Source organism: Candidatus Omnitrophota bacterium, from assembly GCA_028717245.1.
Taxonomy (GTDB): Bacteria; Omnitrophota; Gorgyraeia; order Gygaellales; family Profunditerraquicolaceae; genus JAGUYA01.
The window spans coordinates 300,991-315,629 of the sequence record JAQUOD010000001.1 but is presented as its reverse complement, the minus strand read 5'-3'; the positions used below and the strand labels follow the sequence as shown (position 1 = coordinate 315,629).

Here is a 14,639-nt window from a genome sequence, read left to right as displayed (position 1 = left end):
AAATGACAGAAGAAAAATCCATAATGGAGGAGCTTTACAACCAAAGTATAAAAATACTGCGTGAAGGGCAGATTATAAAAGGCAAGATAGTTTCCATAAAAACGAAAGAGGTGCTGGTGGACGTGGGCTTTAAATCCGAAGGTATTGTGCCCATAACCCAATTCAGCAGGGAGGACCTGGAGGCGGGCAAAGAGCTTGATTTCTTTATCGATTGCATCGAGGATGACTCGGGCATGATTGGGCTCTCGCGGGAGAAGGCCATACGCGTACAGGGTTGGGATAAGATTGTCCAGCATGCCAAAGACGGCGGCCTCATTGAGGGTAAGCCCATAAAAAAGGTAAAAGGCGGTTTTCTGATCGATGTTACGGGGATAGAAGGATTCCTGCCGGCATCGCTTTCTGCCTTTAGGGGTGTCCCTGACAAAAATATTTTATATAAGACATTTAAGTTCAAGATCATTAAAATAAATAACTTAAGGCACAGTATTATCTTATCTCACCGCGAGGCTATGCAGAAAGAAAAGGAAGAGGCGAAAGAAAAGATCTGGCAGAACCTAAAAGCAGGCATGATTCATTCCGGGACCGTCAAGGCCATCACCGATTTCGGCGCTTTTGTGGATTTAGGCGGGGTAGACGGGCTATTATACATCACTGATATGTCCTGGTCTAAGGTCAGCCATCCTTCTGAAGTCGTGGCATTGGGAGATAAAATTGATGTCGTAATCCTGAATTTGGACAAAGAGGCAGGGAAGATCTCATTAGGCCTGAAGCAGAGGTTTCCCGATCCCTGGCAGGATATCGAGAAAAAATATAGCGTGGGTTCCAAAATAAAGGGCAAAGTCGTAAATATCCTTCCTTACGGCGTATTTGTAGAATTAGAAAAAGGGATAGAGGGTTTGATCCACGTATCAGAGATGTCCTGGACCAAGAGGATTAATAATCCGGGCGAGATGTTCGCTATCCAGGATATGGTGGAGGTCCAGGTGTTGAATATTGATAAAGAATCGCGCAAGATTTCTTTAAGCCTTAAGCAGCTGGAACAGAACCCCTGGTTAGATGCTGAATTCAAATACCCGGCGGGCACTAAGGTTTCGGGTAAGGTAAGGGGTTTTACCACCTACGGCGTATTTGTAGAGCTGGATAGTAACCTAGAGGGGATGATCCACATCTCAGATATGTCCTGGACAAAAAGAATAACCCATCCCCAGGATGTGTTAAAGAAGGGGCAAAAAGTAGAAGTAGTGGTTCTCTCCGTAGATGCTACAAACAGGCGCATTGCTTTGGGTTTAAAACAATTGCAGCCCAACCCCTGGCCGGATATTGCCGCTAAGTATCCTTTAGATACTCTTCTGGAAACAGAGGTCGTCAGCCTGACTGATTTTGGGGTATTTGTGAAGATTGATGAGGAATTGGAGGGCTTGGTTTATGCCAGCGAGATAGAAAAAGATATACTGGCACAGTTGAAGCCTCAGGATAAACTGAAAGTAAAGGTAATTAAGGTGGATGTGGAGCAGGCGAAAGTTGGCCTGAGCGCAAAAATATAAAAGAGGTGGGAAATGGATATCAATAAACAGCTGGAAATTATCAGGCGCGGGGCTGTAGAGATAATCTCCGAGGAAGAATTAAAGCTGAAGCTAGAAAAGAGCTTGAAAGAAGGCCGGTCTTTGAGGGTAAAGGCAGGTTTTGACCCAACTAGCGCCGATATCCATTTGGGCCATACTGTCCTCTTGAGGAAACTGCGCCAGTTTCAGGACTTAGGCCATCAGGTGATTTTTCTCATCGGTGATTTTACCGCGCGTATCGGCGACCCCTCCGGACAGAATAAAGCCAGAAGAGTCCCCAGCGCAAAAGAAATAAAAGCTAATAGCGCGACGTATAAAAAACAGGTTTTTAAGATTCTTGATTCCAGAAAGACAAAAATTGTTTTTAACAGCAGCTGGCTCAACAGGTTGAAGGGGCTTGAATTCGGCAGGCTGCTTACCCACTACACAGCAACTAGGTTATTAGAGCGGGATGATTTTTCCTTGAGGATTAAAGAGCAAAAGCCGCTATATATGTCAGAATTTATTTATCCTATCCTTCAGGGGTATGATTCGGTAGTCCTGAAGGCAGATATTGAGATTGGGGGTAATGACCAGAAATTCAATTTGATTGTAGGCAGGGAACTCCAAAAGGATTTTGGCCAGTCCCCGCAGGTAATCGTTACTCTACCGTTGCTTGAAGGCACCGACGGAGTGAATAAGATGAGTAAATCGCTGGGTAATTATATTGGTATTAATGAGGCACCGAAGGAGATGTTTGGGAAGACTATGTCGGTGTCCGATGAATTGATGTTTAAGTATTACACCCTGCTTACGGACGAGGATTTGGAAACAGTAAAGAAGATGCATCCTAAGCAAGCCAAATTGAACCTGGCAGAGAAGATAACCTCTCAGTATCACGGCAGCCGTTTGGCTAAGGAGGCCAGGGCAGGCTTTGAGCGCGTTTTTAGCCAGGGTGAGCTTCCTGAGGATGCCCCGGTTTATAAATTAAAAGAAGGAGGAGTTAGTCTAATCGACGTGCTCTTGGATAGCGGTTTAATGGAATCAAAAAACGAAGCGCGGCGCCTGATAAAACAGGGGGGCGTTTCCTTTGCGGATAAACGTTTAGACAGCGAAGACTCTATCCTTGATCAGGAAGGTATCCTAAAGGTGGGTAAGAAGCGTTTCTTAAGACTGGAAAAATAAAATAATGTTGAGGCTGATAAAAAAGCTGGATAATTTTCATAAAAATATCATCCTTGTATTCCTCGGTACCTCTTTGATTAATATCTTTAATCTTTTTTATCAGCTCCTGCTTGCCCATCGTATGTCCGGAGCGGACTTCGCTGCTTTTAATTCCTTACTTTCTATCTTCTTGCTAATCTCAGCGCCCCTGGCAACTATTCAGACAGGAGTAGCTAAATATAGCGCGGAATTCAGCGCGCAGAATAGAGCTGATAAAGCCAGGGCCTTACTAAGGGGGCTTGGCAGGAAGGTATTATTTCCTGCGGTGTTTACGTTCCTTATTTTTCTCTTGGCCGCTTCTTATGTAACGGATAAATTAAAAATTCCCTCTCTTAATTGCGGTTATATTTTAGCCGCCTTATTGGCTTTATCCTGGTTTATGCCGGTTTTTTCAGGTGCCTTGCAGGGATTAGAGTTATTTAACTGGCTTGTGTCTTCCGCGCTTATCTCAGGAATATTAAAACTGGGCCTTGCTTTTATATTTATTGGTTTAGGGTTTAATATCTGCGGGGCATTAGGCGCATTCCTGGCAGCTAATTTGATAGGAATTATTATTTTTATTTTTCCTCTGCGCAATTTCTTTTCTCGGGGGCCTGTGCAGGAGGATATAAATTTTAAAGAATTTTTTTCTTACTTATTTCCCGTGGCAGTGAGCCTCTTTTGCTTTACCGCTTTAGTAAATTACGATATGGTGTTGGTAAAATACTTTTTTAACCCGGCTGAAGCGGGTTTCTATTCTTTGGCGCAGATGGTAGGCAAGATTTTTCTTTTTTTACCGGGGGCAATAAGCCTGGTAATGTTTCCGCGCTCCGCAGGGTTAAATGCCAGGAATATGGATACCCGTCCGGCATTAAGGCGTTCCCTCTTGTATGCCGCTGTGCTTTGTATTATCGCTAACATAGTTTATAATTTTTTCCCTGTTTCCGTTTTAAAGATACTTACCGGAAAAACGTTCGGCGAATCTGTTATATTAGGCAGGTTATTCGGGCTCTCCATGAGTTTCTTTTCGTTTTCATTTATTTTAATTACCTATTTCCTTTCTCTAAAAGACATGCGTTTTATAAAATATTTAATTTTATTTACCTTATTGCAATTCTTTGCCATTATTTTATTTCACACAAACCTTTTACAGGTTCAGTTAACCTTATGCATAAATTCAATTTTACTGTTTTTTATACATTTAGCTTTGAGTTATAAGAAAAGGGCCATTCACGCATAATATATGCAAGATATAAAAGAGAAAATTTCCATAGTCATGCCTGCTTATAACGAGGCAGGGCGTATTGCCTCCAGCATTGAAGAAACGGCGCGGGCCTTTAATAGTTTTGGCCACCCCTGGGAGCTCATTATCATGGATGACGGCTCAACTGACCAGACATATGAGAGGGCAGCGGCTTTAACACAGAAATACCCCCAGCTTGTTGTGAGGAGGAATCCTGCGAATACGGGCAAGGGCAGGGCCATTAAGAAGGCGCTGCATTACATAACCGGAGATTATACGCTTTTTATAGATGCGGATATGGATTTGCATCCCCTTCAGTTTCAGACCCTCTTTGATATTATGCGTTTGGATAATGCAGACATAGTGATAGGTTCTAAATTGCACCCGAATTCTATAGTAGATTATCCCATCCAGCGTAAGATAATCAGTTTTGTTTATTATATATTAGTAAGGTTACTCTTTAACCTGCCTTGCCATGACACGCAGACCGGCCTGAAATTATTCAAGACTGAAGTCTTAAGGGATGTATTGCCCCGGGTGTTAGTAAAAGAATTTGCCTTTGATTTAGAGGTTTTGGTGAATGCCCATCGCCTGGGCTATAAGATTGCCGAGGCGCCCATCATCCTTAAGCCGCAAAGGCCATACGGCAGGATCGGTTACCGGGCTCTTTATACTACCGGATGGGACACCTTGGCCATATTTTACCGGATGTACATATTAAAATACTATGACCGTATCGATTATTATCCCCGTAAAAACCTGGCAAAGTAATTTAGAAGAGTGCATCCAAAGATGCCGGGAATTGGATTATAGTAATTTTGAGATCCTGGTTTTTCCGGATGAGGCAGGAGCTGTCCTTGCCTCATCTAATATATTGAACACTAAAGGGGCTGTCCCTGTCAGGATTGTCCCTTCTGGCAGGGCTACGCCTGCGCAAAAGAGGGATATGGCAATAGGCCATGCTGAGGGCGAAATCTTCGCTTTTATTGATGATGACGCCTATCCGCGAAAAGACTGGTTAAAGAATGCCGTAATAAACTTTGAGGATCCGCAGGTAGGAGCAGTGGGAGGGCCGGCGATAACCCCGCAGGAAGATACTCTGAGACAGAGGGCCAGCGGCATGGTCTATTCTTCCTTTTTAGTCAGCGCTAACTTTACCTATAGGTATTTGCCTAAAAAGAGAAGGGAAGTTAATGATTATCCCAGTTGTAATTTTTTGGTGCGTAAATCCGTAATGCAGGAATTAGGCGGCTTTAAGACAAATTTTTGGCCGGGAGAAGATACAAAATTCTGCCTGGACATAATCCAAAAGTTAGGCAGAAAAATAATTTATGACCCTGATGTTTTAGTTTACCACCATCGCCGGCCTTTATTTTTAGCGCACCTTAAGCAAGTAGCCAGTTACGCCCTGCATCGGGGGTATTTTGTCAAAAAGTATCCGCAGACTTCGTTTAAATTGGCTTATTTTGTTCCCAGCCTGTTTTTATTGTATGTTTTATCAGGAGGTATCTTAGCCTGTTTTTTAGCCCCATTAAGGACAACCTATATTTTTATTTTAATCCTGTATTTATCATTAGCTTTTGTCTTTAGTATTAGTAATGAATTACGTATGCTTCCTTTGGTATTCTCAGGCATAATCTTGACGCACCTGACTTACGGTTTTAATTTCCTAAAAGGTTTGTTATCCATAAGGCTTAGGGAAGAATGAAAGTAATAATTGCTTATCCGCCGTTAGATAGCCATAAGGGTTACCCGACCCTGGGGCAAAACCGCCAGTTCCAGTTCTTTAAAGAACCTACTTATATCTATCCGGTTGTCCCTGCCACGGCAGCTACGCTTTTAAAACAGGCCGGGCATGAAGTCATCTGGTTGGATGGTATTGCTGAAGGTTGGACTTACAAGCAATTCCTGGATTTTATTCAAAAGGAAGAGCCTGATTTAATTGCCTTTGAAACCAAGACACCGGTTATCAAACAACACTGGAAGATAATTAATGAAATTAAGGGACTGTCCCCGCAGATAGCTAATCCCGGGGTAACCAAGGGGACTGTCCCTAAAATAGTATTATTCGGCGACCACGTTACGGCCCTGCCCGAAGAATCATTCCAAAATTCCCAGGTAGATTTTGTCCTAACCGGCGGCGATTACGACTTTTTATTACTGAATCTATGCAATAATCTTAAAAGCTTACCGCTTACCGCCTGCAGCTTACAGCTATTAGAGCCGGGTATTTATTACCGCCAGGATGGCCAAATCCGAAATACCGGTAAGTTTCAACTCAACCACGATTTGAATTCACTCCCCTTCATTGACCGCGACCTCACCCGTTGGCAGTTATATGCCTATAAAAACGGTAATTACAAGAGAACGCCGGGTACGTATATCATGAGCGGCAGGGATTGCTGGTGGGGAAAATGCACTTTTTGTTTTATTCCTTCAACAGGTATCCTAACGAATAAGGGAGTTATTTCTATCAAAGACATAGTTGAAGGAAACAATGGCGCCGCTAATGGAATATCAGTGTTAACTCATAGAGGTGTGTTTAGGTCAATAACTAAAACTTTCAAGCGATTTTATAAGGGGCCCATTGTTAACTTGGAATTATACTGTCTAAAGCAAAACTTAGAATCAACCCCTAACCACAAAATCCTTGCTTTGAAACGCTCTTCAATTAAAAGGTGTTCCAAGCATGGAAATTGGGATTATTCTTGTGTTCCGGGAAGAATTTCAAATAGGTTAAATTGTGATAATTGCGAAAAGCAATATTATCAAGATTATCGTTTGGATTTTACTGAATCGGGTGAATTAGAAACCGGTGATTTTGTCGCTATCCCGATGATTAGAAAGGTTATGGACAAAAAGTATATAGACGTTAAAAGGATTCTGGAACAGCCGCCCTTATTAGTGCAAACAACTAAAAAGATACCCCACGAGTTAATTGAAAAGATTATAAATAAACATATTTTAGGTGCATCCCAAAGGGAAATTGCGAGAGTATTAGGCGTGGATCGGCTAACTGTAAGAAGATATATAAAGTTATATGCACAAAATGAATTGATGTTCGGGAAAAAACTGATAATTGAAGAAAATGGTTGCCTTAAATACGAATACGGAAAAAAGCTTTTACCGCAGAAAATTCCTTTGACTGCTGAATTCCTCAGATTTGTAGGTTATTATCTGGCTGAAGGGCATGTAAGTAAAATTAAGAACAGGCCTAATTCTTATTATTTAGTCCTTACTTTTTCATCCAAAGAAAAGATTTTTATTGAGGACGTTCAGCAAATAATAAATAAGTTATTTTGTAAAATTGATGTTCGGCAGCACCTAAATAAGAGGAGTGATACAATCCAGATAGGTATTAATAGCTCTGCACTTGCTGTTCTGTTTAAAACACTGTTTGGGGATAATTCATATAATAAGAAAATCCCGGAAGAGTTTATGTATTTGCCTTTTAATAAACAGAAGGAATTGTTAAAGGGGTTATTCAGGGGTGATGGTCACTTAAGAATAAGGGAGGGAGGCAAAGGCGGCTCGGAATATATTTTGCAAACCGTTTCTACCTCATTAGCCAATCAAGTCGTTGCTATTCTTCTTCGAAACAAAGCAATACCGAGATCTCGGATGATTATTCCAAGTAATAAAAAATATTCCCAAGTGTACGATATTTCTTTATCTAGGTATGATATAGGCCATATTTTCCCGGATGTTATCCTGCCAAAAGTAAGGATGGAATATAGGCATGGATTTGTATTAAATAATTATGTAATGATCCCTATAAAAAAAGCATTAAAGAGTGATTATAAAGGCATGGTTTATAATCTGGAGATAGATAAAGATCATTCCTATGCGGTCAATAATGTGGCGGTAAAAAACTGCTCTTGGCCTACTTTGTATCCAAAGTTTCGCTCCCGGACTCCGGATAATGTTTTAGATGAGATTGGCGGGCTTATTAAAAACTATGGGATTCGCGAGATTATGGATGACACCGGGACCTTTCCTGCGGGCGATTGGCTGAGGGATTTTTGCCAGGGTATGGTTCAGCGCGGATATAATAAAAAGATATTCTTTGATTGCAATATGCGTTTTGGCGCATTAACCAAGGAAGATTTCTCTTTGATGAAAAGAGCAAATTTCCGTTTGCTGCTTTTTGGTCTGGAGTCGGCCAACCAGAAGACCCTGGATAAGTTAAATAAGAACCTCAAAATAGAAAGGGTCGTTGAAGATTGCCGCTTAGCCAGAAAGGCGGGCTTATATCCGCATATCACCATTATGTTTGGTTATCCCTGGGAGACTTATGCAGAGGCCCTTAAGACCTTAAAATTAGGCAAGTGGCTCTTAAATAAAGGTTATGCCTATACTATGCAGGCGACTATGGTTATTCCCTATCCGGGTACTTCATTATTTGATGAATGCAGGCAGCAGGGATGGCTTAAAACTACGGATTGGGATGATTATGATATGAAGCAACCGGTAATGCGCACCGATATACCTGAGGAGAAAATTATGCGGTTAGTCCAGGGTATGTATAAAGTAACTTTTCAGCCCCAATTCATACTCAGAAAGGTTTTTTCTCTAAAAGACTTCGATGACCTTAAATATTACCTGCGTGCCGGAAAAAAAGTCTTCGGCCACATTTTTGATTTTAAACAGGAGAGAGAATGTTCTGGACAATAATCGGCTTAAGCGCTGCCACGTTGACTATGTTTTCTTTCCTGCCGCAGATTATCAAAGTATGGCAGCATAAATCTGCTAAGGACGTTAGCCTCGTAACTTTGCTTCAGCTTTCTTTAGGTGTTCTATTATGGATAGTTTACGGAATATATCTAAGAAATAAAATCATAATTATCGCCAACGGTATAACGCTGTCAAGCTTAGTTATCTTGCTATACCTATATTATAAGTACAGGAGAAAAAGAGCATGAAAAAAATCAATATAGGGATTATCGGTTGCGGCCACTGGGGCCCGAATTATTTAAGGAATTTTAGTTCCATCGCGCAGGTAAATATTGCCTGGGTAAGCGACCTTAACCCGCAAAGACTGGAACACATCGGGCGGTTGTATCCTAAGATTAAAACAACGAAGGATTATAAAAAAATAATCTCTGACTACACTGTCGATGCGGTGGTAGTGGCTACCCCTACGGTTACCCACTATAAGATAGCCAGGGAGTGCCTGCTTAAGAATAAGCATGTCCTTGTTGAGAAGCCCTTAGCTACCAGTGTGAAGGACGCGCAAAATTTGTTAGAACTATCCAGAGAAAAACGAAAGATATTGATGGTCGGGCATACCTTTGAATATAACCCGGGTATCAATAAGATAAAAGAATGCATCGAAAAGGATAAATTAGGCAAGGTTTACTATCTTTATTCGACAAGGACTAACCTCGGGCCGTTAAGAAGCGATGTAAATGCCCTTTGGGATTTAGCGCCTCATGACGTATCTATTTTTTCTTATCTGCTTAATGCCCAGCCCCTAAGGGTATCTGCGCAGGGAGCGGGTTTTTTACAAAAAGGGGTGGAGGATATAGTTTTCATCACTCTTTACTACCCGCAAAATATAATTGCGGGTATCCATGTAAGCTGGCTTAATCCGCGCAAGGTAAGGGAGATAACCCTGGTAGGCAGCAAAAGGATGCTGGTCTTTGACGACCTAAACGGAACCAATCCCGTTTTTCTCTATAACAAAGGAGTAATACGTAAACCCTACCCCTTGCCTTATTATGATACCTTCCGTGAATTTAAACTAATTATCCGCGAAGGCAGCATTACTACTCCCAAGGTTGAGAGAAGAGAGCCTCTTGGGATAGCATGCCGGCATTTTATAGAATGCATTATGCAAAAAAAAGAACCGCGTAGCGGCGCAAGAGATGGCTTGAATGTAGTGAGGGTGCTAAAAGCCATCCAGGATTCGTTAAAAAACGGCGGTAAAATAACTGAGGTGCGTTAATGTCTAAAATACACATATCTTCTAAGGTTATATTGGGATCGGGCCATAAGATCGATAGAGGAGCTATTCTAGGATATAGGCTAAACAGAAGGATTCCGGAGGATGACAGGCTGGTAATCGGAAAGAGGGCGACGGTCCGCAGCGGAACCGTTATTTATTTGGGCAGCGTGATCGGTAATAATCTGGAAACCGGGCATAACGCCGTGATTAGAGAACAAAATCGCATTGGTGACAATTTTTCTATTTGGAATAATTCTACCGTAGATTATGGTTGCAAGATAGGGCACAATGTTAAAATACACTGTAATTGCTATATTGCGCAATTTACTACTATCGAAGACGATTGTTTTTTTGCCCCCGGCGTTATAATAGCAAACGATATCCACCCGGGATGTAAATTTCACAAGCAGTGTATGCGTGGTCCGCTGATTAAAAAGGGGGTTCAGATAGGGGTAAATTCAACTATTCTTCCTTTTATTGTTATAGGAGAAAGGGCGCTTATCGGAGCCGGCAGCGTAGTGACGAAAGATATACCGGCAGGGGCCATTGTTTATGGCAATCCCGCAAAGGTGAAGGGCTCAATATATGGCCTTAAATGCATAAGTAAAATTACCGATAGGCCTTACAGAAAAGAGAAATGGATAAGGGAATAATTTTAATCAATCCGCCCAGCCCCTTCTTGATTAATCAGAAGTGTTTTTCGCCTCTGGGCATTCTGTATCTAGCCGCGGCGTTAGAGAAAAACGGTATACCCGTAAAAGCGGTTGATTTGGCTGATTGCGAAGATGACCTTGAGCTGGCCTTGGAAAATTATCTGGAGGAGGGGTTTCTATATGGAATTACTTCCAGCACTCCCCAGTATCCTTACGCAATAAAAATTAAAGATATTATCAGGAAAAAAAATAAAAATGCTAGGATTATTATCGGCGGCGCGCATCCGTCTTCCCTTGCTGATAAATGCTTAAAAGACGGGTTTGATAATGTTGTGGTAGGCGAGGGGGAGGACGCTATTTTAAGTATCGTTAAGGCAATAGAAAAAAAGAAGGATTTATCTTCTTTAATACAGCTACCTTATATACCGGATTTGGATTCGATTCCGCACCCTGCCAGGCACCTTTTGCCTATTAAGTCTTACGGTTATGACATAGGCGAAGGAAGCGCTACTACCATCATCACCAGCCGCGGTTGTGCCTTCAGTTGCGTTTTTTGCTCTAAGGATGTCTGGCAGAGGAGTATGCGTTTTCACAGCGTGGATTATGTAACGGAAGAGCTGAAGAAGATAATTTCAGAGTACGGCATAAGGTACTTTTTATTTTTAGATGACGCCATCAACTTAAAAAGAGACAGGATCCTCGCGTTATGCGCGAAAATCAAACCTTTAGGTATAAAATGGCGCTGCTATGCCCGCGCAGAACTTAACGCCAGAGAGGTTATTGATGCCATGAAAGAGGCCGGCTGCGTAGAGATAGGCGTGGGTATAGAGAGCGGTTCACAGAAAATACTCGATATCGTCGGTAAAGGTAGCTCCGTCAAGAAGAATACCAGTTTTGTTAGGGATTGCCAAGAGGCGGGGATAGCGGTTAATGCCTTTATTATGATTGGCCTGCCCGGCGAAACTCATGAAACGGCAGAAGAAACCAAACAGTGGATGGAAGAATTGCGCCCGGATAAATTCGGATTTAATATTTTTATGCCTTACGCCGGAACGCCGGTATGCAGGAATCCGCAAAATTATGATTTAGTAATTTACGATATCCCTGAAGAGCATAGCTGGGTAAAGGGCAGGCAGGGGGAATACCATTGTTACGTAGCTACGTCGAAACTCAGTTCCCGGGAGATCCTGCGGTTATTTACCGAGTTATTTGACTATTATACTCACTTGATAAATTGGAAACCGGGGGTAGGCAGTTTAACCAACTAATAGCGTAAAAATGGAACTAAAAGTTATTTTATTGGGCATCGCGGTTGCTTTATTAGGATACCTGATCCAGGTAAGGCCGCGTTTTTATAATCGTTATTTCGGCGTGGATACCTGGAGGAACCTTGCTATCGCCGATTATATCAGGACATATAAAAGGCTGCCCGATCAGTTACCCAAATATATGTTAAAGGGGCCGTTTGATTATCCCCCGTTTTTAAATATTATCTTAGCCTTATTACCAAAGAAATTTATAGAAAATTATCAGGGTTTTATTTCCCCTGTTTTTGACGCTCTAAATAATATCCTGGTATTTACAGTTACTTATATTTTAACCCGGGATTTAGCGGTTGCCGTCTTCGCCCAATTAGTTTATATGGCAAGCCCGCTAATAGCGATTGAAAATACCAGCCTCAATGCGCGCAGCCTCGGCAGCTTGCTTTTTACCCTGGCCTTCTTATCCGCCGTTTTTTATTCTATTAACCATGCGCCGCAGTTCTTCGTTTGGGCCGTGATTTTTACCACCCTTTTACTTTTTTCGCAAAAGATGGCTGCGCAGACATTATTTTTACTCTCGCTCTTCCTTGGCCTTATAGAGCGTAACCCGGTTTATCTGGTGATTTTGGGTATCAGCGTAATGCTAGCAATTATATTTTCGCGCGGGTTTTATATAAGAATATTAACCGGGCAGTTATCCGTATTAAAGTATTTCCGTATGATTATAAAAAACAGATATGCCCACCAGGTAAGGGGCGTAATTCCTGCCGCAAAAAATAGAGATTTTATCGACGGGCTTAAGAATACCATCCGGAAATATCCGCTTTTTGCCTTAGCGGCCAGTTGTCCGTTGACAACCATGGGATTTTTAATATCCTTATGGTTATTAATATTTCCCCGAAATACTTTTTTAATGCACTATCCCGGGTTGTCATTAATTACTCATAAGTTTGTCCTGTGGATAGTAGTCCTTTATGGCCTGGGCATAATTACCGCGCAGCTAGGGCCGTTTCAGTTCCTGGGGGAAGGGATAAAATATTTAGTTTATGCCGTGCTGCCAGCATCTTTTATTATATCTATAACCGTTTTTGATTTATTCACACATAAAGGTAACGCGTTTTTATTAATTTTTATTATCTGCCTGTTACCTTTAAGCTTAGCCCAGATTATTTTGCTGCAAAATAAGGCAGTGATTAAGGATATTACCCGTTCGGTTACCCCCGCCTTAAGAAAGATGATGGATTTTTTGGATGAACAGTCAACGCAGGTAAAACTGGCTACGATACCGTTTTCCCTGTCTGACTGCGTAGCATATTTTACCAAGAGCGATATCTTATCGTCAGATTCTGCCTATGTATTAGGGAATAATCCCGATTACCTGGATTACTACCCGGTTTTAAGGCGGCCCTTAGAGGAGATACTGAATAAGCATAAGATCAATTATTTGTTGATAGATAAGAATTATGTTAGTTTAGGCGAGTTGAATTTGACTGCCACAAACGTTGTCTTAGAAGAAGCAAACCTATGCCTGATAAAACGGTAGATAAAAATTTTAGGCTCTCTCTCTTAAAATGCCAGTCAACCAAAGAGGTCAGAGAGAAGCTGAATCTGGAATTAGCGAAATATTCTCATTTATTTCCGGTTTCTAAAGAAGCGAAAATTATCTTAAAGCCCAATCTGAATAGCTATATGAACGCGCTCACGGGAAACACCACGGATTTGAGGATTTTAGTAACAGTCATTGAATTCTTAAAGAATAGAGGTTATCATAATATTATCATCGCAGAAGGGACAAGCAGCGGTTTTTACCGTGAAAAGATCAATAATTTTTCCCGTTTATATATAGATAAGGTAGCGGAATTCTATGGCCTGAAGATAGTTGATCTGAATTATGCCGCGTCAGAGACGATAGGATTTGAATATGGGGCCGAGGCAGAGATAGCCAGAATCACGCGCGAGGCAGATTTTTTTATTAACCTGCCTAAGATAAAGACGCATTTTGAGACAGGCATATCGGTATGCCTTAAGAATATGATGGGGGTTCTGGTGGGTTTATCGAATAAACAGAAGGCCCACAGGAGCCTTGCTGAAAATATACTGAATATAAATAAATATGCGAAGCCGCACCTGCATATTATTGACGGCCTGATTGCCATGGAGGGCAATGGCCCATCTTCCGGCACGCCCCTGAATTTAGGAATCATCGTGTTGGGTACCGATCCTTATTTGTTAGATTTATTCTGCGCGCGGATAGCGGGTTTTGATTACCGGGAGATCCCTTATCTAAGGGTAGCAAAGGAGAGAGGCATTATTAATAAATCTTATACTGATTTTATAGATGCCTTTGTTTCGGAATCTATGCTAAGAAGGCTGCGTAAGCCTAAGGTTAACGCGATAGTAAGATTCATTAATAATCCCAAACGGCAGCACTATTTTATTAAAGTCAGGCTTGCGCCGGGCCTAAACCGCCTATTCTCTACGAAATTAGTCGGTAAACTATTAAATATCAGCGGATTACGTCAGGATGTTTTCGCAAGAGCCGAGTCAAATTTTCATAAGATAGATATAGATTATACCCGATGCGACAATTGCAAAAAATGCGCAGATTACTGTCCTATGGGGTTAGCGTTACCTCAACAGTTAAATAGCGCCGATAATCGCTGTATTGGCTGTTTATATTGTTTTTTAGTTTGTCCTCAAAAAGCGATTAAAATAGAGGGCCAGATTGGGTTTCTTTCTCAGCAATTGAAGCAATACGATAAGATTACGCGCTCTATAACTTAAGGTTTA

The 14,639-nt window shown here is 41.6% G+C and carries 12 protein-coding genes; all 12 read left to right on the top strand.

Going from position 1 to position 14,639, the window contains the following annotated elements; genetic code table 11:
- Positions 1-2 precede the first annotated feature (2 nt).
- The 12 genes from PHV44_01625 to PHV44_01570 are packed head-to-tail and all read left to right on the top strand — an operon-like array spanning position 3 to position 14,633.
- Positions 3-1,544, top strand: a complete 1,542-nt coding sequence (locus PHV44_01625) for a 30S ribosomal protein S1 (GenBank protein ID MDD5591984.1) — start codon at positions 3-5, stop codon at positions 1,542-1,544.
- Between the two features lie 12 nt (positions 1,545-1,556).
- Complete coding sequence (gene tyrS, locus PHV44_01620; protein ID MDD5591983.1) at positions 1,557-2,726, top strand: tyrosine--tRNA ligase; 1,170 nt, start codon at positions 1,557-1,559, stop codon at positions 2,724-2,726.
- A gap of 4 nt (positions 2,727-2,730) precedes the next feature.
- Entirely contained in the window at positions 2,731-3,984 is a 1,254-nt protein-coding gene (locus PHV44_01615; protein ID MDD5591982.1) for an oligosaccharide flippase family protein, read from the top strand.
- A 3-nt stretch (positions 3,985-3,987) separates the two neighbouring features.
- The gene (locus PHV44_01610; protein MDD5591981.1) at positions 3,988-4,758 is read left to right on the top strand and encodes a glycosyltransferase; all 771 of its coding nucleotides are present in this window, start codon (positions 3,988-3,990) and stop codon (positions 4,756-4,758) included.
- Entirely contained in the window at positions 4,715-5,695 is a 981-nt protein-coding gene (locus PHV44_01605) for a glycosyltransferase (protein ID MDD5591980.1), read from the top strand. Before PHV44_01610 ends, PHV44_01605 begins: the two co-directional genes overlap by 44 nt.
- Entirely contained in the window at positions 5,692-8,661 is a 2,970-nt protein-coding gene (locus PHV44_01600) for a radical SAM protein (protein MDD5591979.1), read from the top strand. The genes PHV44_01605 and PHV44_01600 overlap by 4 nt, the downstream gene beginning before the upstream one ends.
- Complete coding sequence (locus PHV44_01595) at positions 8,646-8,909, top strand: SemiSWEET transporter (GenBank protein ID MDD5591978.1); 264 nt, start codon at positions 8,646-8,648, stop codon at positions 8,907-8,909. The genes PHV44_01600 and PHV44_01595 overlap by 16 nt, the downstream gene beginning before the upstream one ends.
- Positions 8,906-9,934 carry a Gfo/Idh/MocA family oxidoreductase gene (locus PHV44_01590; GenBank protein MDD5591977.1) on the top strand — a complete coding sequence of 343 codons (1,029 nt, stop codon included), beginning with the start codon at positions 8,906-8,908 and terminating at the stop codon, positions 9,932-9,934. The genes PHV44_01595 and PHV44_01590 overlap by 4 nt, the downstream gene beginning before the upstream one ends.
- A complete protein-coding gene (locus tag PHV44_01585) occupies positions 9,934-10,587 on the top strand; it encodes an acyltransferase (protein MDD5591976.1) in 654 nt (217 codons plus the stop codon). The genes PHV44_01590 and PHV44_01585 overlap by 1 nt, the downstream gene beginning before the upstream one ends.
- Positions 10,572-11,855 carry a radical SAM protein gene (locus PHV44_01580; GenBank protein ID MDD5591975.1) on the top strand — a complete coding sequence of 428 codons (1,284 nt, stop codon included), beginning with the start codon at positions 10,572-10,574 and terminating at the stop codon, positions 11,853-11,855. The genes PHV44_01585 and PHV44_01580 overlap by 16 nt, the downstream gene beginning before the upstream one ends.
- Before the next feature lie 10 nt (positions 11,856-11,865).
- A complete protein-coding gene (locus tag PHV44_01575; protein MDD5591974.1) occupies positions 11,866-13,392 on the top strand; it encodes a hypothetical protein in 1,527 nt (508 codons plus the stop codon).
- On the top strand, positions 13,374-14,633 hold the full coding sequence (locus PHV44_01570) for a DUF362 domain-containing protein (GenBank protein MDD5591973.1): 1,260 nt from the start codon (positions 13,374-13,376) through the stop codon (positions 14,631-14,633). The genes PHV44_01575 and PHV44_01570 overlap by 19 nt, the downstream gene beginning before the upstream one ends.
- Positions 14,634-14,639 lie beyond the last annotated feature (6 nt).

Coding starts and splice junctions, on each gene's coding strand:
- PHV44_01595 (MDD5591978.1), top strand. CDS start 8,646: ATGTTCTGGACAATAATCGGCTTAAGCGCTGCCACGTTGACTATGTTT.
- PHV44_01590 (MDD5591977.1), top strand. CDS start 8,906: ATGAAAAAAATCAATATAGGGATTATCGGTTGCGGCCACTGGGGCCCG.
- tyrS (MDD5591983.1), top strand. CDS start 1,557: ATGGATATCAATAAACAGCTGGAAATTATCAGGCGCGGGGCTGTAGAG.
- PHV44_01575 (MDD5591974.1), top strand. CDS start 11,866: ATGGAACTAAAAGTTATTTTATTGGGCATCGCGGTTGCTTTATTAGGA.
- PHV44_01610 (MDD5591981.1), top strand. CDS start 3,988: ATGCAAGATATAAAAGAGAAAATTTCCATAGTCATGCCTGCTTATAAC.
- PHV44_01615 (MDD5591982.1), top strand. CDS start 2,731: ATGTTGAGGCTGATAAAAAAGCTGGATAATTTTCATAAAAATATCATC.
- PHV44_01580 (MDD5591975.1), top strand. CDS start 10,572: ATGGATAAGGGAATAATTTTAATCAATCCGCCCAGCCCCTTCTTGATT.
- PHV44_01625 (MDD5591984.1), top strand. CDS start 3: ATGACAGAAGAAAAATCCATAATGGAGGAGCTTTACAACCAAAGTATA.
- PHV44_01570 (MDD5591973.1), top strand. CDS start 13,374: ATGCCTGATAAAACGGTAGATAAAAATTTTAGGCTCTCTCTCTTAAAA.
- PHV44_01585 (MDD5591976.1), top strand. CDS start 9,934: ATGTCTAAAATACACATATCTTCTAAGGTTATATTGGGATCGGGCCAT.
- PHV44_01605 (MDD5591980.1), top strand. CDS start 4,715: ATGACCGTATCGATTATTATCCCCGTAAAAACCTGGCAAAGTAATTTA.
- PHV44_01600 (MDD5591979.1), top strand. CDS start 5,692: ATGAAAGTAATAATTGCTTATCCGCCGTTAGATAGCCATAAGGGTTAC.